Below are 19263 nucleotides of genomic sequence, written 5' to 3'. Positions count from 1 at the left end.
GATGGCGTAGGTATATTCGCTTGACCGGAGTAACCGCTCACGGAGAGGATCGGCGACATGCATGATGAAGACGACGACGAGTTCTTGTACGAGCTCGAAGCGGAGTACAAGGCGCAGAGCAACTGGGGCGGGTTCGAGCCACCGCCGCACGGCGGTCCTCCTTTCCGTGCGCGACACTGAATGACCTGAGATAATCGGAAAACATTACTGGGGACTGGGGCACAAGACTTTCGATGCTGGTCAGGGTTTCCTCTTGCGGAACGCTCTATTGGTCCGAGGGTGACGTCGTCTGGGACGATCACCTCGGACATCGCCAGCTCAAACTCGCCGAAGGGGCCGAACGCGTCCTGCGATGGTTCAGTTCTTGGCGAGAACCGGAATCGGTTCGTGAAGCGGACGAAAATCCCGAGACGGCGGAAAGACTCGTCCGTATCGCGCGAGCGATGATCCGGTACGACGTGCTGGTGGTCAAAGGTTCTTCCCGGCACCAGCGGGAAGAAGAGATCCTTCGGGATTGGGGTCCTTGGGGAACGTCCGCGCGGGCTTTTCACTTCGGGACCCGTTCCTTGCGCGAGACCGAGTTCACGACCAGCGAAATGATCGCGAAAACCTTGCTGGAGAAGGCGAAGGTCAGCCCTCCGCCTTCTCCGGTGAGGCCTTCGGGCGAGTGCGACGCCATAGCGCTGCCCGAACCGTCGCCGGACCCGCTGAACGCGATCGGGCTCGGCGACGCGCTGAGCAAGCGCAGAAGCGTCCGCGAGTTCGGCGAAGAACCCTTGCGGCTGCACGATTTGAGCACGCTTCTCACGGCGGCCCGGCCGACGCGGCCGGAAACGCATCCCGACATCCCGGCCACCGGGAACGTCTTCAAGACGAGCCCGTCGGGCGGGGCACGGCACCCGACCGAGGTGTACGTCTACGCGCGGAACGTCGAGGGCCTGGATCGAGGAATTTACCGCTACGACGGCTTCCGGCACGGGCTCACACCCCTGGACGGCAAGATCGACGACGACGAACTGATCGCGCTCGCCGGCGATCAGCAGTGGACCCGGAACGCCGGCGCGCTGCTGATCTACACGAGCGTCATCGAGCGGAACCAATGGAAGTACCCGGTGAGCCGCACCTATCGGGTGCTGCTGATGGACGTCGGGCACCTCAGCCAGACCGTCTATCTGCTGGCGACGGCACTCGGCCTGAACGTCACCTTCACCGCGGCGCTTCGCGACGAACTGGTCGAGGATCTCCTCGGCTGCGATCCGGCGAACGAACTGGTGCTCGGCATGTCGGTACTCGGCACTCGCTTGTGATGGCCGGCTTGGAGGGTCGGCTGATCGACCGGCGTCGCTTTCGGCGAGCGGGCCCTACACTTCGCAGGTGATCTACGAGGAGCCGCGCTGGGAACCGTTGGCGGCGCTTCCAGCAGGTGAGCCTGAGGGGTCTTTCAGCGGGCGTTGGGAAGACCGGCTCTGGTTGAACGTTCCTGGTCCCTTCTACACCGGCATTGCCGACAACTGCTGGACGGGCAGGCTGCACGCACCGCGTCATGTTCTTTACGGCGGCGAGTACTTCGGCGAGTACGTGTATCGCCAGCCCGCGACCTCGGCTGAGGTCCTGAATCTGGTGGCGGCGGCGCAGCAAGACCCGTATCACGGCTATGCCTGCGACGGTGACAGCCGATGGACTGTGTCCACGACGAGAACGGTACAACCGGCCACCGACAATTCCTGATCAAAGACCTCCGTCAAACCACCCCCGACGCCAAGAACTGCGGCACGGCGACACAACCCCCATCGCCGACCTGCTCCGCCAGCCAAATCTCCGCCTCCGCAAAGGAAACCGCTCCCAACCGCACGGCCGCCTCCACCAACCCGCGAGCGAACGAGTACCCGCCAAAGAATCCGACGACCCCCTCCATCGAAACCTCGCGAAACCCGTTCCCCGCGAGTAGTCGACGAAATCCGCGCGCGGCCCGGGGCGCGGTGACCTCCGAGGCGCGGGCCCGCACGATCTCCCGCGTCAGCGCCGGATAAGAGGAATCGACGATCAGCGCTTCCCAGTCGTGCCCGGACAACACGATCCGCCCGCCCGGGGCCAGGACCCGGCGCGCTTCCGCGAGAGCGCGCTCCGGTTCCGCGAGTTCATGGAACACCTTGTCCGCCCGGTATCCCGCGAACCCGCCGTCCACCGGCAGCGCGTAGGCGTCCCCGGACCGGAAATCCGCCTCGGGCGAACGCCGCCGGGCTTCCTCGACCATCTCGGTCGAGATGTCGACACCGACCGCGCTGAAGCCCCGCGACGACAGTTCGGAGACGGCCAGCCCGGCGCCGCAGCCGACGTCGATCACGGCGGAGCCGGGCGTGAGCCGGAGCAGGTCGTAGGTCCGGGCCCGCAGTTCGGCGGCTCCCGGCAGGGCATCGGCGGCGTCGAGCCGCTGCAACATGGACATACCGGGGATCGTCCGACTTAATGACGACATGAAGTCAAGCACCTTGAGCGTCGGCGAGGTCGCGGAACGCTTCGGCCTGGCGACGCATGTCCTGCGCCATTGGGAGTCCGTCGGCCTGCTCGAACCGGCGCGGTCCGGCGACCGTCGGCGGTACGACGACGCCGACCTGTACCGCGTCTCGGTCATCCTGCGCGCGAAGGAAGCGGGCCTCAGCCTCGACGGCATCCGCGAGATGTTCCAGAAACCCGAAGCGCGGGAGGCGGTTCTCAGGCGCCACAAGGAGGAACTCACGCGACGTGTCGAAGCCGCGCAGGCTTCGCTCGCGATCATCGACTGCGCGCTCGGATGTGAGCACGACGACTTCACCCAGTGCGCGCATTTCCGCGCGGCGGTGGCGCGGGCGGGATGATCCCGGCCCGCGCCACCGTCACCCTCAGCCGAGTAGCGCGCGCATCTCGGTGATCTCGGCCTGCTGACCGTCGATCACCTTCTGCGCCAAGGCTTTCACCTCGGCGTCGCTGCCCTGCTGCACCGCGGTCTTCGCCATCGCGAGCGCACCCTCGTGGTGCTTGACCATCATTTCCAGCCACTGCTTGTCGAACGCGGCGTCCTTGGCCTTGCCGAGTTTCGCGAGATCGTCCTCGGTCATCATGCCGGACATCGAGCCGTGCGCGGAGTGGTCGCCCGACGGCGCCACTCCCCAGCTCTTCAGCAAACCGTTCAGCTGCTGGATTTCCGGGTCCTGCGCCCGTTGGATCCGCGCGGCGAGGTCGACGACCTTCGCGTTGCGGGTGCGGCCGTCGACAAGCTTCGCCATCGTGAGCGCCTGCTCGTGATGCGGGATCATCCCTTGCGCGAACGTGACGTCGGCCTGGTTGTGGCCGGCCCGCTGGGGATCGGGTGCCTTCATCGTGGACATGTCGTGCCCGCTGGAAGCGGTGTCGGAGCTCGCGCAGCCGGTGAGCACGGCGAAGGAGGCCAGGGCGGCAAGGACCGCCCCGACCAGTTTCCTGCTGGTCATGGTTCTTCCTCAAATCGGTTTCGGGCAGGGCGAGACGAACTCGCCTGTCACACCCGCAACACGCAGAGGAAGGACAATCTCTCCGGTACCGGTCTCCAGCGCGGCGGGTCACGGCCCGAAGCCGAGCCGGTGCCCGATCGCGCCTTCCCCGTTCCCGTCGTCCGTCCTTTTCGGACGAGCAGCCAGGTGACGATCAGCAGCACGGCCGCGGCGAGCACCGCGAGACACAGATGCAGTCCAGTGTGTCCACCGTCGTCGTGCGAAGTGGTGTCCGCGCAACAAGGGTCGGCCATCGCGACCGCGGCGGTCTCGTGCCCCGCGCCGTGACCGGACTCGGCGATGACGTGATGCATACCGACCAGTCCCAGCGCCACCACGCACAGCAACAGCCACCGCAGGGCGGCCGGGTACGAGGGCTGGGTCACGCCTCCACCGTAGCCGGATTCGGCGCGTCGCCGGCTGGTGGGGTTTCCCCGCCGTCGCAGCTCCATGAGATCGTCAGCGGGTGACGCTGTCCGACAACGACATCCGCGCCGTCCGCGCCCACGCGCAGCTGCTCGGCGCCCCGGCCGCGGACGTGGTCTCGGTGGCCGAGTCCGTCGCCGCGATCCAGGCGCAGTCGAGTCCCGCCGCGAGGCTCGCGATCCGGGCCCGCAGCCGGGGCCTGACCGCGCCGGACGTCGACGCGTCCCGCGCGGTGGCGCGCACCTGGCTGATGCGCAAGACGCTCCATCTGGTGCCGTCGGCGGACCTCCAGTGGCTGAACCGGCTGTTCGGCCCGCGCAACGTCCAGGCGGGGCAAGGACGCCGCAGGCAGCTGGACCTCACCGACGAACTCTGCGAACGCGCGCTGCTGCTCCTCCAGGATCTCTTGCCGGGCAAGGCACTCACCCGGCAGTGGATCGTGGACGGCTTGGCCGCCGGCGGCATCGTGCTCGACGCGAAGTCCCAAGCGCCTGCCCATCTCCTGGCGTACGCGGCCAACCGCGGCCTGATCTGCCGAGGCCAGGACGACGGCACTGAACCGACGTACGTCCTCCTCGACGAGTGGACCACCGAGGACAGCGCACCGGACGAACCGCTCATGGAACTCGCCCACCGGTACCTGACCGCCTACGGCATCGCGACGACCGAGGACTTCAGCGCCTGGTCCGGGCTCCCGCTCGGCCTGTGCCGCGAGGCCTTCGGCGCACTGGATCTCGTTCCCGCCGGCCGCGGCTTCGCTCTCCCGGAAACCGAGCTGTCCGCTCCCCCGTGTCCTCCGCGCCTGCTCGGTGCCTTCGACACGTTCCTGCTGGGCTATCGCGACCGCGATCTGCTCCTCGACCCGGCCGAGGCGAAGCGGGTCAACTCCGGCGGCGGGATGATCGCGCCCACCGTGCTGATCGACGGGAAGATCGCCGGGACCTGGCACACCAAGCGAACCGCGAAGCAGACGAAGGTCGTCATCGAACCTTTCGCCACGCTTTCGCGGTCCGCCATCTCCGGCCTGGAGTCCGAAGTGGACGACTACGGCCGCTTCCTCGGGGAAGCGGCCGTAGTCGTCATTTGAGGGACCGGAAGAACTCTCGCACGTCCGAGACCAGGATCTCGGGCTCCTCCATCGCCGCGAAGTGGCCACCGCGATCGACGTCGGTCCACCGCACGATCGTGTGCGTCTCCTCCGAGTATCGCCGGATCCCGACGTCGTGCGCGAAGATCAGCGCCGCCGTCGGCACCCCGGAGTTCTTCTCCACCGCTCCCCAGGTCGCCGCCTGCGCGTAGCCGACGTACGCGGATGAAGCCGCCGTACCGGTGAGCCAGGTGAACATGACGTTGGTCAGCAACCGGTCCCGGCCGATGATCTCCTCGGGCAGTGTCGGGCGCGGATGCGTCCACTCGCGGAACTTGTCCATGATCCAGGCCAGCTGCGCGACCGGGGAGTCCACGAGCCCGTAGCCCAGCGTCTGCGGCCGCGTCGACTGGATCGCGATGTACCCGAACTCCTCCTGCATGAAAGCGCGGATCCGCTGGATGCGGTCGCGTTCGAGGTCGGTGAGCGAAGCGAGTTCCTCCTCCGACAGCGACATCGGGGGCATCGGCGTCAGGCCGCCGTTGACGTGCACGCCGATCACCTTGTCCGGCGCGGACCGGGCCACCTCGGGCGACACGGAAGCACCGAGGTCGCCGCCCTGGACGCCGTAGCGCTCGTAGCCGAGACGTCGCATCAGCTCCGCCCAGGCGCGGCCGATCCTCGGCATGGTCCAGCCGGAATCCGTGACGGGGCCCGAGAAACCGAAGCCGGGCAGCGACGGGATCACGACGTGGAACGCGTCCGCCGCGTCGCCACCGTGCGCTTTCGGATCGGTGAGCGGACCGATGACGTCCAGGAACTCCACCACCGAACCCGGCCAGCCGTGCGTGAGGACGAGCGGCGTCGCGTCGGCTTCGGGCGAGCGGACGTGCAGGAAATGAATGTTCTGCCCGTCGATCTCGGTGGTGAACTGCGGGAAGCGGTTGATCTCGCGTTCGGCCGCACGCCAGTCATAGCCGTCGCGCCAGTATTCGGCGAGTCCGCGCAGCCACGCCACCGGCACCCCGGTGTCCCAGCCGTCGCCGGGGAGCGGGGCGGGCCAGCGCGCGCTGTCGAGCTTCGCGTGCAGGTCGTCCAGCTGCTCCTGGGGGATGTCGAGGCGGAAGGGGCGGATCTCGGTGTTTGCCATGACGCCTACGCTACGAGCCATTGCGGACAGGTTCGGTCCTCGATCGGATCGGCTTCCCGGATACGGGAGGATGCGCGGGTGACGGACAAATACCTGGCCTACGGCACGCTCATCCGCGACGGGAAGTTCCTGTTCATCCGGCGGCGGCCGGGATCCTTCCTCGGCGGGCACTGGGAACTGCCGGGCGGAACCGTCGAGCCGGGCGAGCCGCCGTCCGAGACCGTGGTCCGCGAGTTCGCCGAGGAGACCGGGCTGACCGTCCGCGTCACCGGCGAACACGGCACCCACAGCTGGGACGACGTCGCGGGCAGGCCGATGCGGATCCACGCCACGGTGTACGCGCTCAGCGAGGCGGACCCCGCCGAAGTCGTGATCGACCCCGAGGAACACGATGCCTTCGCCTGGTACACCCGGGAAGAGGCCGCTGAACTCGATCTCGCCGATCACTTCCGCGAAGCACTCGAAGGCTGATTTCCGGGCCCCGTCCCGGCTGGACCTCTTTACGCTGCCTGACAGGCTCCGACGTGTTCATGCCGCGGTGACCTGGTCCGCTCCGCCCAGCGGACGGCGGGCGTGATGAGCGTGCCCGCCAGCAGGAACAGCCCGCCCAGCACCACCCAGCCGAGCGCGCCGCCCACGAGGATCAGACCGGTCAGCAGGACCGGGCCGAGCATGCGGGCGACGGCCGTCCCGGCGCCGAAGAGTCCCTGGTACTGGCCCTGTTTGCCGTCGGGGGCGAGACCGAACCCGATCTCCCACGAGCCCGCCGCCTGCGCCATCTCCCCCACCACCTGCAACGCGGCCCCCGCGAGCAGGACGAGCGCCGCAGTCCACGCGGAACTGCTCATGGCGGAGAACGAGAAGATCAAACAGGAGAGGAAGAGCAGCAGACCCGCGTACCGGGCGTAGCGCGAGGCGCTGCGCAGACCGGTCACGCCGCGCGCGACCCGCACCTGGAAGACCACCACGCTCGCCGTGTTGAGCACGAGCATCGCCGAAACCAGCCAGCCCGGGGCCGCGGTCCTGGTCGAGATCCACAGCGGCAGGACCAGGCTGAACAGCGGCATGTAGAGCAACATCATCATGTTGAGCAGCGCCAGCAGCGCGTACGGGCGGTCGCGGAGGACGGCCGCGGACGGCTCGCCGGCCCTCACCGGCACCGGCGCCACCAAGGGCAGCCCGCGGAGGACGAGAGCCGCGGCTACGAACGCCAGCGCGTCGACGACGAAGACGGTCAGGAAGGCCTCGCGCGTCCCGAGCGCCAGGGCGATCCCGCCGAGTGCCGCGCCGATCGCGATCCCCGCGTTGGACAGCGCCTGCAACCGGGCACGGAACGTCGTGCGCTCGGCCGGGTCGATGAGACCGGCCAGCAACGCCTGCCTCGCCGCGCCGAGGCCGCATTGGAAGCAGGCGTAGACGCAGGCCGCGATCACGAACGCGGCGACCGAGCCGACGAAGAGGAACGCCGTGACCGACGCGGCGGTGCCGAGTCCCAGGAAAACGGCCGTTCCCTTCGGCCCTCGACGATCCGCCACGTGCCCCAGCGCGACGCCGGCCACCGAGCCGACCGCCCAGCCGACGGTGAGGCCGAGGCCCACCTGCGCGGGCGAAAGCCCGACGATCACCGTGAAGTACAGGGCCGAGCTGACGTAGTAGGCGCCGTCGCCGACGGAGCTGATCAGCTGGGCCAAAGCCAGTCTCTTCGTGGACTCCATGGACTCAAGCTAGGCTCCGGATTGGCCACATCCCAGCTCCAATGCCAGCCATTCTGGTTGGGCCAATATAGGCTCGAGGCGTGCCGTTCCACATCAGCCTCGACGGTCACACCGACCTCGCCGCCCGGATCTACCGTCAGCTCCGCGACGGCATCCTCGACGGGCGCCTGCGTTCCGGCGAACGCCTGCCGCCGACCAGGGAACTCGCCCGCGAACTCGACGTCTCGCGCAACACCGTCGCGGTCGCCTACGAACGGCTCACCGCGGAGGGCTTCCTCGAAAGCCACGTCGGGCGCGGGACGTTCGTCTGCGCCGATCCCGTGGCGCGGACGGAGCGTGCCGCGCCGTCCGGAGCCGGGGTGCGGCCGATCGCCCGCTGGCGTTCGCTTCCAGTCCCGCTCGGCGACGACCGGCCCGCCCCTGATTTCGACTTCCGCGTCGGCGTCCCAGACCCGGCCCTGTTCCCGCTGCGGACCTGGCGAAGGCTGGTCAGCCAGGCGCTGCGGCCCTCGTTGCCGCCGCCTTCGGGATACGCCGACCCCGCCGGGCTCGAAACGCTGCGGGTGGCGATCGCGCGGCACATCGGCGCGGCCCGGTCGGTGCGGGCCGGCGGCGAGGACGTCCTGGTCACCCAAGGGGCGCAACAGGCCCTCGACCTGATCGGCCGGGTGCTGATCGAACCCGGGACGCGCGCCGCCGTCGAGGATCCCGGCTATCCCCCGGCCGAGCGGCTCTTCACCGCTCTCGGCGCCCGGGTCGTGAAGGTGCCGGTGGACGACGAAGGCCTCGACGTCACCGCGCTCGTCAAGGGCACTCGCTTGATCTACACGACGCCGTCGCACCAGTTCCCGCTCGGCACGCCGATGTCGCTCGCCAGGAGGACGGCCTTGCTGGCGTGGGCGGAACGGAACGACGCGGTGATCGTCGAGGACGACTACGACAGCGAGTACCGGTTCTCGGATCGGCCGCTCGAACCGCTCCAAAGCCTGGACCGCGACGGCAGGGTGCTCTACGTCGGGTCGTTCTCGAAGACCCTGCTTCCCTTGCTGCGTCTGGGTTTCCTCGTCGCGCCCGCGTCGCTTCGGCCGGCGTTGCGGCAGGCGAAGCAGCTGATGGACTGGCACGGTGACCTCGTTACCCAAGCGGCGTTGGCGAGCTTCATCGACGAGGGCCTGCTCGCCCGTCACGTCCGCAAGGCCACGCGGGAGTATTCGGTGCGGCGGGACCGGATCCTGGCCTTCGTCCGAGACGAACTCCGGGACGTGCTGGAAGTCGTCCCTTCGAGTGCCGGACTTCATCTGTGCGCGGTGGTTAATCCACATGCGGCGGTCACTGTGGACGGTGTCGTCGCGGAGGCGGCACGGGCCGGGGTGGCGGTCGAGAGCCTGGCCGCGTACGGGGGAACACGCGGCGGGCTGGTGATCGGCTACGGGCTGGTCGGTTCCGATCGGATCGGTGAAGGGCTCTCGCGGCTCGGGGACTGCTTTCCGGCCGCCGAGATGTCATGAAAGGGCCTTTCAGGACACTTTTCGTCTTGAAAGGCCCTTTCCTGACATCCGGCCGCCGCCGGGCGCCGGAAACTGTCGTACCCCGGTGGTCTCCTCTTCCCAGGCGACAGCGGGCCCGGCCGGGGCCCGCGCGCGGAAGCGAGGAGGAAGTCCCATGGCCGGAGAAACGGTGCTCACGGTGATCGGCAACCTGACGACCGATCCGGAACTGAGGTTCACCCCGTCGGGAGCGGCGGTCGCGAACTTCACGGTCGCGTCGACACCGCGCGTGCTGGACCGCGCGAGCGGGGAATGGCGCGACGGCGACCCGATGTTCCTGCGCTGCTCACTGTGGAAACAGGCCGCGGAGAACCTGGCCGAATCACTCACCCGGGGAACCAGGGTGATCGTGCAAGGCAGGTTGAAACAGCGATCGTTCGAGACCAAGGAAGGTGAGAAACGGACGGTGGTGGCGGCGGGAAACCCGGAGCCGCCTTTCTGAACCGGCGGTTTCCCTCTCGGGAGGGACCGGTCTCCCCCTTACGCGCCATGCGATCGCGGGCCACCGGCTCCGATGCTGGAGGTCGTGAACACGACCACGATCGTCACCGAACTCGGCCTGGACCCGGCCGACGAGCGGCACGCGGAGTTCGCCGCCGGACTCCGCACCGGGTTGTCCCAGGTGGAAGAAAGACTTCAGGAGGTGTTGCGCAGCCCCGGATATCCGGATCTCACCGAAGCCGCCACCCATCTCGTCCGCGCGGGCGGGAAACGGCTCCGGCCGTTGATGGCGCTGGCCGGAGCGGCGTTCGGCGACGGACGTGACGACGCGATCTCGGCGGCCGTGCTCGTCGAACTCGTCCACGTCGCGACGCTCTACCACGACGACGTCATGGACGAGGCGCCGATGCGGCACAGGGTGAAGAGTGCGAACTCCTTGTGGGGCAACAAAAAGGCCGTCCTGATCGGGGATTACGTGCTCGCTTGCGCGGCCCGGGTCGGCGCCGGGCTCGGTGACTACGCGCTGCGTCAGCAGGCGGAGACCTTCGGCAGGCTCGTCCGCGGCCAGTTCCTGGAGACGACCGGGCCGTTCGAAGACTGTGGACGGCACGCACCCCATGAGCACCACCTCCAGGTGATGGCCGACAAGTCCGCGTCGCTGATCGCGATGGCGGGACGGCTCGGCGCCCAGGTGGCGGGCGCGCACGAGCGGATCGTCGAAACGCTGGGCCAGTACGGCGAACTGATCGGTGTGGCGTTCCAGATCTCCGACGACGTCCTCGACATCTCCGCGTCCACGGCCGACCTCGGCAAGTCCGCGGGCACTGACCTCCGCGAAGGGATCGTCACCCTGCCGATGCTCCACGCGCTCGACGACCACGGCCCCGACGCCGCTCGCCTGCGCGAGATCGTCGGCCACGGGCCGGTCCCGGATCCGGGGCTCCGGCGCGAGGCGCTCGATCTCCTGCGCGAGTCCGCCGGTGTCGAACGTGCCCTCGCCGAAGCCCACGGCTACGCGGCCAAGGCCCGGGATCTCGCGCTCGGTCTCCCCGACCGTCCGGCCAGGGCGCTGCTCGTCGGCCTTTCGGCGTTCGTGGTCGACCGGGGCGAATAGCCCCACGGCTCGCGGGAGCGGGGTTATGGTGAAGGAATGGCCACTGAAACCCTGGAAAACGTCGAAGGCCGCGACATCGGTTCCGGAGTCTCGATCATCCGCGAACGGACCGGCGTCGACGGCTCCGGACCGAGGCTGCACCAGCACCCGTACCGCGAGACGTTCGTCATCATCCGCGGCCGGGCCAGGTTCACCGTCGGGGACGCCGAACGCGAAGGCGGGGCGGGCGACGTCCTCGTCGTGCCCGCGGACACCCCGCACAAGTTCGCCGTGATCGGTCCGGAGATCTACGAGGCCGTCCACATCCACGAGAGCGACCGGTTCATCACCGAGTGGCTCGAGTAAATTCTGTCGGCCGCAAGAAAACCCTTTCCCGGGCTAGAATCCCACGACGTGCTCGTGGTGGGCGGGCACCCGAAGCGACGGGAACCGGGAACTGTGACCGACGTGGCGGACCGCAGCGGTGACGAAACCCGCCAGGTGGACAGATTCGATCAGCGACGCGCGCAACTGGCGATGTCGGCACTGGTCACTTTGTCCGAACTGGGCTACGCCCGCACGAGCCTGCGGGAGATCGCCCAGAACTCCGAGTTCTCCCACGGAGTACTGCACTACTACTTCCGGAACAAGGCCGAGCTGATCACCTACTGCGTCAAGCAGTACAAGACCGAATGTGTCACCCGGTACGACCGGATAGTCGAGACCGCGGAGACCGCCGAAGACCTGAAGCTGGCCTTCGGCGCCGCGACGGCGAGCACGTTGCGCGAGAATGCCCGGCTGCACCGGCTCTGGTACGACCTGCGCAATCAGAGCCTGTTCGAAAAGCTGTTCCAGGCCGACGTGCTCGCCATCGACGAGACACTCGAACTGATGATCTGGCGGGTCGTCTCCCGGTACGCGGAACTACTGGGCAAGCCGCTGGATCTCACGCCGTCGACGACATACGCGCTCTTCGACGGCCTGTTCCAGCAGGGCCTGCTGAAACACCTCGCCGGCCGGGAAGACGCGGCGAGGTGCCTTCAGGATTCGGTCGGGCAGGTACTGGCGAGGCTTTTCACCACTTGACGGTCGGGTACCAGATGACGCCGGTCCGGCCGAGCACGCGCAGATCCCAGTACAACAGGGTGAACGTGCCGGCGACCAGCAGCGCGGCACCGGTCACCACCGCGATCCTGGTGGGTTTCGCGAGCATCCACCGCTGCAGCCGCCCGCCCGTGCCATGCGTGAGCAGAAGGAACAACAGCGCCATCACCACGATGTTGCCGACCGACTGGAGGGCGAACGCGGCCGCGCCGTAGAGGACGTTGTGACTTTCGGCCGCGCTGCGGAACATCATCCGGAACAGCGGGAACGGCCTGCCGATCAGGAAGCCGCCGATGAGCGCGCCCATCAGGACGAGTGGCGCGTGCGGGAACCGGCGGGTGAGCCCGGCGATCGGATTGCGGACGATGCCGACGGAAGCCAGCCCCAGCACGATGAACACGATCCCGATCACGCCGTAGACGATCATCGACTGGATGTTCCGCGGCGTGAGCCCGCCCGGCGACGAAGCGGTCGAGAACTGCGGCATCCGCGTGCCGACGAGTGCGACGATCACGCCGTACACCACGGAAACCGTCAGCATCCCCGCCGCGATCCAGCCCAGCGGCTTCAGGGTGTCGACGAACTTCGGCCGCCCGCCGGTCTCCCCGCCGACAAGCGGGGCGACGGCGCCGAAGGCGGCGATGTTGCACGCGGTGAACGTTCCGGCGAGTCCGGACACGAACGCGAAGAGCGTCCCGGCGAGGACACCGCCGATCGGAGTCTCCTTGGCGTTGTGCCCCAGCAGCGTGTTGGCGACACTGTCGCCGATCACACTGTCCACAAAGGGCGCGGACCAGATCACCGTCAGCACGAAACCGGCGAGGACGGACCAGAGCACCACCCGCCACCGATGCTCCGGATACGGTCCGGAGCCGAGAAAGTTCGCTTGTGGGGTAACGGGAACGCGTTCGGTCACGGACATTCGTTCCTCCAGCGGCAGATGGCTTCCCCCTGACGCTCATCGTCGTTCCGCCGCGGGGAGCCCGCCACCTCCAAAGTGCCGATCTGTCCTTGGTCCGACCGGCTCCGGGCAATCCGGATTCACCGGTCCGGCGGGTGGCTTCGGGAAAGCCGATAGGCTAGGCGCTCACGGTGGCCCGGAACGGATCTCTTGGACCTGCCCATCGTCAAGCGGGCCACGTCCGCCGACGGCCTGGGGCCGGAGGCGGCGGACACGGTCATCCGGCGGGTCGCCGGTCAGCTGCCCCCGTCCGAACTCGTGCCCCCGTCCGAACTCGCGATCGTCGACGCCGCGCCCGGGGCGGGAGCTGACCGGCTACCTGGATCGCGAGGGGCTGAGCACGGATCTGGTCAAGATCACGCCGAACGCGATGTCACCGGTCGTCGCTGTGCTCAAGGCCCCTTCCGGACGAGGCAGGTACCTCTCGTCGTCGTCAGGCCGTCACCTCCGGTGAAGGATCCGCAAGCGCTTTACGAGCATTTCGGGGACATCGACTTCCTGATCGGCGACCGCTGGGAGTTGCGGAAGCCGATGCCGGGCACGCAGGGCGAGTTCCCGGCCCGGCTCCGGGACACCCCCGGTGCCCGGGAAGCGTTCAGCGCGGCTTGGATCCACCGGGTCCTGGCGAAGAAGCGGAATTTCGACCACGCCGATCTCGAATGGGCCACCGCCGCCATGAGCGCGTCCCAGGCGTCGGGCGGCGTCGCCGATTCGATGCCCGATGTCCACAAAGTCGAGCGGGTCGTCGAGGCGAGAGTGGAACGTGACCGGATATCCCCGAAAAGCTGAAAGCTCCGGAGTCTCGTGGGATCATCGTCAGACGTGACAGCCACCTGATCCGGCAGTGACCGGTACCTGACCCTGCGGAGGACGATGGACTTCGACGAGGTCGCGGACGAGCTCTACGCCGGCGATCCGGCCGAGTTCGTGCCGGTGCGCAACCAGCGGGCGAAAGAAGCCAAGGCGGCGGGTGAAGCGGCCTTGGCCGAACGGATCCGCGCGCTGCGGAAACCCACGCTCGCGGCCACGATCCTCAATCGCCGGGCAGGCTCGCCGGAGCTGGCGGAACTGGCCCGGCTGGGTGACGATCTGCGCAAAGCGCATTCGGCGCTGGCGGGCGCGGAACTGCGCGAGCTCACCCGGCGGCGTCAGGAACTGGTGAACCGGATCCTGCGGGACGAGCGTTCGATGAGTGACCCGGTCACCCGCGAAGTCGAAGCGACCCTCGAAGCCGTCGTGGCCGATCCCGAAGTGGCGGCGCTGGCGCTGGCCGGTCGCCTGAGCAGCGGCGCGGACAGCACCGGCGACCAATGGCTGACCAGCGGGTTCATCCCGCAGCCGAAACGGGTGAAACCCGCTCCGGAGCGGGAAAAGCCCGCCACCGTGTCGCATTTGGACGATCGCCGCAAAGCGAAACGAGAGGCCGCCGAGAAGGCCGAGCAGGAGCGGATCGCCAAGGCCCGCGAAGAGGCCGAACGTGAACAGGAACGGCTGGCGGAGTTCAACCGGCTCCGGCGCGAGGCGGCCGATCTCGCGAAGGCCTGCAAACAGGCCGAAATCGACGTCTCCCGCGCCGAACGCCGGGCCGAAAAAGCCACCGAGAAGGCGAACGATCTCCGGCGGCGGCTCGCCGACGCCGAACTCGAAGAGGAGACCGCGAACGGCGAGACGACCGCCGCGCAGACCGTCCTGGACGATCTGCGCGCCGAAGCGGATCGGATCGACGAAGCCCTGAAGCAGTTCTAGGCCGTGTTCTAGGCGGGCTGACGTTCACGAACCGGCTTGGCGGTCACCCGGCGTCCGTAAGCCGTCTTCCCGCCCGGCTTGTACACCGACAGCACGGTCATCGTCAGGTACATCGTCGAGGACACGATGATCGGGTAGAACCCGTCCACCCGGCGGCCAGCCGGTACCAGCACACCATCCATAGTGGACTCGGCCGCCGCCGCCAGCTCGCGGAGCCCCGGCAGCAGGGAGAACAGCGTCAGCCCGGTGGCGATCAGGGTCAGCACCAGTTTGATCGCTACCCATTTGTACCGGATCAGCCCCCATTTCGTGCCGACGCTGAGCACGATCCCGCTGAGCAGCGCGGTCAGGCTTACCGGCACCAGGAGGTAGCCACCGATCTGGTCCATCATCAGGATGGCCGCGTGCTGGCGCCGGGCATCACCGGTGAACACGGAGGTGAAGGTCAGGACCGCGTTCACCAGGGTGATCCCGAGCCAGCCGAGCGACGAGACGACATGGACGACGAGGACGAGCTTCCGCCACCGCGGGGTGAGCGTCCTCGGCGGTCGCCGCACTGTGGAAGTACTCATGCGCCCAGTGTCTCGGCGGACGCGTCTCGCGTCGTCCGTCGAGAAGCGGCACCTCGGCTACGTAGCGCGGAGTACGAGCCCCCGGAGGTACGCGGCCTGCCCGGCGTGCTGGAGGTCGTCGGAAAGCACGCTGACCAGGCGAACCCCGAGGGTGACAGGCGGGTCCCACGCGTCGTCGACGATACGGTCGAGGTCGTCCTCGGCGAGGCCGCCGACCCAGGCCGCCGTCGCTTCGTGCACCGCGTCGTAGTACCCGGTCAGCAGGTCGGCGGAGCCGGCCCGGACCGCGTCGACGTCTTCGGGACGGTGCCCGTAGCCGATGTCGGCCGCCGGGAACGGCAGCGCGAACCGGTCCAGCCAGCCCTGCGAGGTCCAGAGCTGCTCGGTGCCCATCAGGTCGGCGATGTGATCGTCCTGCACCCGGGTCAGATGCCAGACCAGCCAGGCGATCGTGTTCGCGCCCGGCGCGGGGCTCCAGACCAGCTGCCCGGCATCGAGACCTTCGACGGCTTCGTGCACGACCTCCCGGACGCGGCCGAACCCGTCGGCCAGCACCTCGGCCAGTTTCATCGATTCCCCTTCCGGCGTCTCCCGCCCACGATGCCACCGCGAGGTGACCCCTGCCTTGCACCCTTGACTTATATAAGCCCAGGCCGTGATAGTTGCCGGATGCACGCGTTCGACGTCCTGGGGGATCCGGTGCGCCGCCGGATCCTGGAACTGCTGACGGGCGGGGAACTGAGCTCCGGCGACGTGACCACGGTGGTGCGCGCCGAATTCGGCATCTCGCAACCCGCGGTCTCCCAGCATCTACGGGTCCTGCGCGAGAACGGCTTCACCACGGTCCGTGCCGAGGGCGCGCGCCGGCTGTACTCGGTGGATCCCGGCCCGCTCAAGGAGATCGACGGCTGGCTGGAGCAGTACCGGCGGTTCTGGACCGGGCCGCTCGACGCGCTCGCCACCGAGATCGCGCGCGGCCGCCGCGAACGGCGGAAAGCCGCCGAAGACAAGGCCGCCGAGGACTAGGGCGTGTTTCAGAAGCCGGGTTCGCGGTCTTTGCGCCCAGGTGTCCTCTGACGGCACGGCGGGATGCGCCCGAGTACAACCCGGTACGAGGGCGATCCCGCCGCACCGCCAGAGGACACCTGGATCACGAAGCCCATCGAACCGACTTCTGAAACACGCCCTAGGCTCCGGCCATGCGCAAGAAGTGGATGCGCGCCGTGGTGATCGCCGTCGCGAGCGTCGTCATCGTGCTGGGGCTCGTTTTCGCGGTCACGATGCGGAGCGGAGAACCCGAAAGCACGCAGTCGTTGTCTGCGCTACAGCCCGCTTGGACGACTCCGAGGACGCCGTCCTATTCCACCGCCGCACCCCTGCCGACGACGCGGCCGACGCTGACCGTCGACAGCGGCTGCCGCCTCGGTCAGGGCCCCGCCACGCTCGATCCGGTCCCCGAAGCCACCACTCGCCGGGTGAACGCCGCCTGGGACCGCGTCGAACGCTGGCTCAAGGCCAAAGCGCCGGCGACGGCGGCGACCCTCCGCCCGCCCGCGACGATCGCCCGGATCACCGAGGCGCAACGACAGAGCGGCGTCGCCTTCCCCGCCGAACTCGTCGCGTCCCTTCTCCGGCACGACGGCGTTTCGGACACGAGCGAAAGCTTCGACCTTCCGCCGTTCCACCAGCCCGCTTCCGCGGAAACCGTGGAACGCGAAGCGAAGGTTATGTGCGAAGTACTGACGTCGAGCGGGCTGGACGGCAACGTCGGTTCCTGGTGGCACGGGCGGTTCGTGCCGATCGCCGTCGACGGCGGCGGCAACGGGCTGTTCCTCGACCAGCGCACCGGCACCGGGCGGCTCGGCGAGTGGGACCACGAGGGATCGGTGAGTTCCGGCCGCTGGCCGCCGACCCTGACCGAGCTGCTGGAGCAGACCGCGACGGCGCTCGAAACCGGCGGGCCGGTGATCGACGGCTACCGGCCGGTCGTCACCGAGAAACGGGCGCTGGACTGGGACATCCCGCGCTGAGGAGCGCGGGCGCGCCGGCTGTCGGACCCCGCCCCTAGAATCGTCCGGGTGGCAGCCCCCGACATCGGTACCTCGGAAGCCCTCGAAACGCTGAACCGCGTCTTCGGCTACGACGACTTCCGCGGAGACCAGCAGGCGATCGTCGAACACGTCATCGCGGGCGGTGACGCGCTCGTCCTCATGCCCACCGGCGGCGGGAAGTCGCTGTGCTATCAGATCCCCGCGCTGGTGCGGCCCGGGGTCGGCGTGGTGATCTCACCGCTGATCGCGTTGATGCAGGACCAGGTCGACGCGCTGCGCAACCTCGGCGTGCGCGCGGGCTTCCTCAACTCGACGCAGGACTACGCCGAGCGGAACCGGGTCGAGGCCGCGTTCGTCGCCGGCGAACTGGACCTGCTGTACCTGGCACCGGAACGGCTTTCGGTCGAATCCACCGTGCGGCTGCTCGACCGCGGCAAGGTCTCGCTGTTCGCGATCGACGAGGCGCACTGCGTCTCCCAGTGGGGGCACGATTTCCGGCCCGACTACCTGATGCTGTCCGCGGTGCACGAACGCTGGCCGGACGTGCCGAGGATCGCGCTCACCGCCACCGCCACCAAGGCGACGCACGCCGAGATCGCGTCCCGGCTCAACCTCGAAGACGCGCGGCACTTCGTCGCGAGCTTCGACCGGCCGAACATCCAGTACCGGATCGTCGGCAAGAACTCGCCGCAGCGCCAGCTGCTGGAACTGCTGCGCACCGAGCACAAGGGCGACGCGGGGATCGTCTACTGCCTGTCGCGGAATTCGGTGGAGAAGACCGCGGATTTCCTGGTGGAGAACGGGATCCCGGCGGTGCCGTATCACGCCGGGCTGGACGCGCGGACGCGGGCGAAGCACCAGTCGCGGTTCTTGCGCGAGGACGGGCTGACCGTCGTCGCGACGATCGCGTTCGGCATGGGCATCGACAAACCGGACGTGCGGTTCGTCGCGCATCTGGACCTGCCGAAGTCCGTCGAGGGCTACTACCAGGAGACCGGCCGTGCGGGTCGCGACGGGCTGCCGTCGACGGCGTGGCTGGCGTACGGCCTTCAGGACGTCGTCCAGCAGCGCAAGATGATCGACACATCGGAGGGCTCCGAGGCGCACAAGCGGCAGCTGAGCGCCCACCTCAACGCGATGCTGGCGCTGTGCGAGACGGTCGAATGCCGCCGGGTGCAGGTGCTGAGCTATTTCGGGCAGAAGAGCGAGCCGTGCGGTAACTGCGACACCTGCCTGACCCCGCCGGAGACCTGGGACGGCACGGTTCCGGCGCAGAAGATCCTCTCCACCATCGTCCGGCTGCAGAACGAGCGACGGCAGAAGTTCGGCGCCGGGCAGATCGTCGACATCCTGCTCGGCAAGACGACGCCGAAGGTGGCCCAGCACGGGCACGATTCGCTGAAGGTGTTCGGGATCGGCACGGAGCTGAAGGAACCCGAGTGGCGGGGCGTGGTCCGGCAGCTGCTGGCGCAGGGGCTCGCGGCGGTCGAGGGTGACTACGGCTCGCTCGTGCTGACCGAGGGCAGTGCCGAGGTGCTGAACGGGCAGCGGAAGGTCCAGTTGCGGCGTGAGCCGGAGCGGGCGGCCAAGGCCGCGGCCCGGTCCAGCGCGAAGAAGGCCGCGGCCGCGGACATGCCCGCCGAGGCGGCACCGGTGTTCGAACTGCTGCGTTCGTGGCGGGCCGCGGCGGCGAAGGAGCAGGGAGTGCCCGCGTACGTGATCTTCCACGACGCGACCCTGCGCCAGATCGCCACCAAACGGCCCGCCACGCTGCAGGAGCTGGGTACGGTCAGCGGCGTCGGCGAGAACAAGCTCGCGAAGTACGGCGAGCAGATCCTCGAGACGCTGGCCGGAGCCTAGGCCG

The 19263-nt window shown here is 68.5% G+C and carries 23 protein-coding genes and 1 pseudogene; 16 read left to right on the top strand and 8 right to left on the bottom strand.

All coding sequences use genetic code 11. The features are described 5' to 3' along the window. The first annotated feature begins 57 nt into the window (after positions 1-57). From IE302_RS43100 to IE302_RS29050, 3 genes are all read left to right on the top strand, one after another. Entirely contained in the window at positions 58-180 is a 123-nt protein-coding gene (locus IE302_RS43100; RefSeq protein ID WP_268246782.1) for a hypothetical protein, read from the top strand. A gap of 53 nt (positions 181-233) precedes the next feature. Next, positions 234-1307: a SagB/ThcOx family dehydrogenase gene (locus IE302_RS29055; RefSeq protein WP_191257608.1), complete on the top strand. Its 1074-nt coding sequence runs from the start codon at positions 234-236 to the stop codon at positions 1305-1307. A 67-nt stretch (positions 1308-1374) separates the two neighbouring features. Beyond that, positions 1375-1728: a hypothetical protein gene (locus IE302_RS29050; RefSeq protein ID WP_229907985.1), complete on the top strand. Its 354-nt coding sequence runs from the start codon at positions 1375-1377 to the stop codon at positions 1726-1728. 13 nt (positions 1729-1741) lie between these two features. Here the strand turns inward: IE302_RS29050 and IE302_RS29045 are convergent, their stop codons facing one another. Further along, positions 1742-2446 (bottom strand): methyltransferase domain-containing protein, encoded by a 705-nt coding sequence (locus IE302_RS29045; protein WP_191257607.1) that lies wholly within the window; start codon positions 2444-2446, stop codon positions 1742-1744. A gap of 28 nt (positions 2447-2474) precedes the next feature. Between IE302_RS29045 and IE302_RS29040 the strand changes: the two genes are divergently transcribed. Next, positions 2475-2855 (top strand): MerR family transcriptional regulator, encoded by a 381-nt coding sequence (locus IE302_RS29040; protein ID WP_191257606.1) that lies wholly within the window; start codon positions 2475-2477, stop codon positions 2853-2855. 24 nt (positions 2856-2879) lie between these two features. Here IE302_RS29040 and IE302_RS29035 read toward each other — a convergent pair whose 3' ends face one another. Then, the gene (locus IE302_RS29035; protein ID WP_191257605.1) at positions 2880-3467 is read right to left on the bottom strand and encodes a DUF305 domain-containing protein; all 588 of its coding nucleotides are present in this window, start codon (positions 3465-3467) and stop codon (positions 2880-2882) included. A 47-nt stretch (positions 3468-3514) separates the two neighbouring features. Then, the gene (locus IE302_RS29030) at positions 3515-3892 is read right to left on the bottom strand and encodes a DUF6153 family protein (RefSeq protein ID WP_191257604.1); all 378 of its coding nucleotides are present in this window, start codon (positions 3890-3892) and stop codon (positions 3515-3517) included. An 80-nt stretch (positions 3893-3972) separates the two neighbouring features. Here IE302_RS29030 and IE302_RS29025 point away from each other — a divergent pair, with 80 nt between their 5' ends. Further along, positions 3973-5019: a winged helix DNA-binding domain-containing protein gene (locus IE302_RS29025; RefSeq protein ID WP_191257603.1), complete on the top strand. Its 1047-nt coding sequence runs from the start codon at positions 3973-3975 to the stop codon at positions 5017-5019. On the opposite strand, the gene IE302_RS29020 is transcribed toward IE302_RS29025, so the two are convergent. Beyond that, positions 5012-6169, bottom strand: coding sequence for an epoxide hydrolase family protein (locus IE302_RS29020; RefSeq protein WP_191257602.1), 1158 nt, complete (start codon positions 6167-6169; stop codon positions 5012-5014). The genes IE302_RS29025 and IE302_RS29020 overlap by 8 nt on opposite strands. Positions 6170-6247: 78 nt before the next feature. Between IE302_RS29020 and IE302_RS29015 the strand changes: the two genes are divergently transcribed. Continuing rightward, entirely contained in the window at positions 6248-6640 is a 393-nt protein-coding gene (locus tag IE302_RS29015) for an NUDIX hydrolase (RefSeq protein ID WP_191257601.1), read from the top strand. A 29-nt stretch (positions 6641-6669) separates the two neighbouring features. Here the strand turns inward: IE302_RS29015 and IE302_RS29010 are convergent, their stop codons facing one another. Beyond that, positions 6670-7884, bottom strand: a complete 1215-nt coding sequence (locus tag IE302_RS29010; protein ID WP_191257600.1) for an MFS transporter — start codon at positions 7882-7884, stop codon at positions 6670-6672. Between the two features lie 80 nt (positions 7885-7964). On the opposite strand from IE302_RS29010, the gene pdxR reads away from it, so the two are divergent. The 5 genes and pseudogenes from pdxR (at position 7965) to IE302_RS28985 (ending at position 12051) form a co-directional block, all read left to right on the top strand. Further along, positions 7965-9392 (top strand): MocR-like pyridoxine biosynthesis transcription factor PdxR, encoded by a 1428-nt coding sequence (gene pdxR / locus IE302_RS29005; RefSeq protein ID WP_191257599.1) that lies wholly within the window; start codon positions 7965-7967, stop codon positions 9390-9392. Positions 9393-9546: 154 nt separating this feature from the next. Then, a pseudogene (ssb, locus tag IE302_RS29000) lies at positions 9547-9843 on the top strand (single-stranded DNA-binding protein); the annotation flags it as partial. 102 nt (positions 9844-9945) lie between these two features. Further along, positions 9946-10986: a polyprenyl synthetase family protein gene (locus IE302_RS28995; RefSeq protein WP_191257598.1), complete on the top strand. Its 1041-nt coding sequence runs from the start codon at positions 9946-9948 to the stop codon at positions 10984-10986. 36 nt (positions 10987-11022) lie between these two features. Then, on the top strand, positions 11023-11331 hold the full coding sequence (locus IE302_RS28990; RefSeq protein WP_191257597.1) for a cupin domain-containing protein: 309 nt from the start codon (positions 11023-11025) through the stop codon (positions 11329-11331). Between the two features lie 93 nt (positions 11332-11424). Further along, the gene (locus tag IE302_RS28985; RefSeq protein WP_191257799.1) at positions 11425-12051 is read left to right on the top strand and encodes a TetR/AcrR family transcriptional regulator; all 627 of its coding nucleotides are present in this window, start codon (positions 11425-11427) and stop codon (positions 12049-12051) included. On the opposite strand, the gene IE302_RS28980 is transcribed toward IE302_RS28985, so the two are convergent. Continuing rightward, a complete protein-coding gene (locus tag IE302_RS28980) occupies positions 12041-12991 on the bottom strand; it encodes a hypothetical protein (protein WP_191257596.1) in 951 nt (316 codons plus the stop codon). The genes IE302_RS28985 and IE302_RS28980 overlap by 11 nt on opposite strands. Positions 12992-13180: 189 nt before the next feature. On the opposite strand from IE302_RS28980, the gene IE302_RS28975 reads away from it, so the two are divergent. Together IE302_RS28975 and IE302_RS28970 are read left to right on the top strand one after the other, a co-directional pair. Next, entirely contained in the window at positions 13181-13819 is a 639-nt protein-coding gene (locus IE302_RS28975) for a hypothetical protein (protein ID WP_191257595.1), read from the top strand. A gap of 84 nt (positions 13820-13903) precedes the next feature. After that, positions 13904-14776 carry a hypothetical protein gene (locus IE302_RS28970; RefSeq protein ID WP_191257594.1) on the top strand — a complete coding sequence of 291 codons (873 nt, stop codon included), beginning with the start codon at positions 13904-13906 and terminating at the stop codon, positions 14774-14776. Positions 14777-14784: 8 nt separating this feature from the next. On the opposite strand, the gene IE302_RS28965 is transcribed toward IE302_RS28970, so the two are convergent. Continuing rightward, positions 14785-15348 carry a hypothetical protein gene (locus tag IE302_RS28965; protein WP_229907983.1) on the bottom strand — a complete coding sequence of 188 codons (564 nt, stop codon included), beginning with the start codon at positions 15346-15348 and terminating at the stop codon, positions 14785-14787. A gap of 57 nt (positions 15349-15405) precedes the next feature. After that, on the bottom strand, positions 15406-15918 hold the full coding sequence (locus IE302_RS28960; protein ID WP_191257593.1) for a mycothiol transferase: 513 nt from the start codon (positions 15916-15918) through the stop codon (positions 15406-15408). A gap of 99 nt (positions 15919-16017) precedes the next feature. Here IE302_RS28960 and IE302_RS28955 point away from each other — a divergent pair, with 99 nt between their 5' ends. The 3 genes from IE302_RS28955 to recQ all read left to right on the top strand — a co-directional run bounded on the left by IE302_RS28955 (position 16018) and on the right by recQ (position 19259). After that, complete coding sequence (locus IE302_RS28955; RefSeq protein ID WP_191257592.1) at positions 16018-16374, top strand: ArsR/SmtB family transcription factor; 357 nt, start codon at positions 16018-16020, stop codon at positions 16372-16374. A gap of 173 nt (positions 16375-16547) precedes the next feature. After that, positions 16548-17378 carry an SMI1/KNR4 family protein gene (locus IE302_RS28950; RefSeq protein ID WP_191257591.1) on the top strand — a complete coding sequence of 277 codons (831 nt, stop codon included), beginning with the start codon at positions 16548-16550 and terminating at the stop codon, positions 17376-17378. A 48-nt stretch (positions 17379-17426) separates the two neighbouring features. Further along, positions 17427-19259: a DNA helicase RecQ gene (gene recQ / locus IE302_RS28945; RefSeq protein WP_191257590.1), complete on the top strand. Its 1833-nt coding sequence runs from the start codon at positions 17427-17429 to the stop codon at positions 19257-19259. Positions 19260-19263: the final 4 nt, after the last annotated feature.

This window comes from Amycolatopsis oliviviridis (genome assembly GCF_014654365.1).
Taxonomy (GTDB): Bacteria; Actinomycetota; Actinomycetes; order Mycobacteriales; family Pseudonocardiaceae; genus Amycolatopsis; species Amycolatopsis oliviviridis.
This window is presented reverse-complemented; position numbering and strand designations above follow the sequence as displayed.

Coding starts and splice junctions, on each gene's coding strand:
- IE302_RS43100 (WP_268246782.1), top strand. CDS start 58: ATGCATGATGAAGACGACGACGAGTTCTTGTACGAGCTCGAAGCGGAG.
- IE302_RS29055 (WP_191257608.1), top strand. CDS start 234: ATGCTGGTCAGGGTTTCCTCTTGCGGAACGCTCTATTGGTCCGAGGGT.
- IE302_RS29045 (WP_191257607.1), bottom strand. CDS start 2,446: ATGTCCATGTTGCAGCGGCTCGACGCCGCCGATGCCCTGCCGGGAGCC.
- IE302_RS29040 (WP_191257606.1), top strand. CDS start 2,475: ATGAAGTCAAGCACCTTGAGCGTCGGCGAGGTCGCGGAACGCTTCGGC.
- IE302_RS29035 (WP_191257605.1), bottom strand. CDS start 3,467: ATGACCAGCAGGAAACTGGTCGGGGCGGTCCTTGCCGCCCTGGCCTCC.
- IE302_RS29020 (WP_191257602.1), bottom strand. CDS start 6,169: ATGGCAAACACCGAGATCCGCCCCTTCCGCCTCGACATCCCCCAGGAG.
- IE302_RS29010 (WP_191257600.1), bottom strand. CDS start 7,884: ATGGAGTCCACGAAGAGACTGGCTTTGGCCCAGCTGATCAGCTCCGTC.
- IE302_RS28995 (WP_191257598.1), top strand. CDS start 9,946: ATGCTGGAGGTCGTGAACACGACCACGATCGTCACCGAACTCGGCCTG.
- IE302_RS28990 (WP_191257597.1), top strand. CDS start 11,023: ATGGCCACTGAAACCCTGGAAAACGTCGAAGGCCGCGACATCGGTTCC.
- IE302_RS28980 (WP_191257596.1), bottom strand. CDS start 12,991: ATGTCCGTGACCGAACGCGTTCCCGTTACCCCACAAGCGAACTTTCTC.
- IE302_RS28970 (WP_191257594.1), top strand. CDS start 13,904: ATGGACTTCGACGAGGTCGCGGACGAGCTCTACGCCGGCGATCCGGCC.
- IE302_RS28965 (WP_229907983.1), bottom strand. CDS start 15,348: ATGAGTACTTCCACAGTGCGGCGACCGCCGAGGACGCTCACCCCGCGG.
- IE302_RS28960 (WP_191257593.1), bottom strand. CDS start 15,918: ATGAAACTGGCCGAGGTGCTGGCCGACGGGTTCGGCCGCGTCCGGGAG.
- IE302_RS28955 (WP_191257592.1), top strand. CDS start 16,018: ATGCACGCGTTCGACGTCCTGGGGGATCCGGTGCGCCGCCGGATCCTG.
- IE302_RS28950 (WP_191257591.1), top strand. CDS start 16,548: ATGCGCAAGAAGTGGATGCGCGCCGTGGTGATCGCCGTCGCGAGCGTC.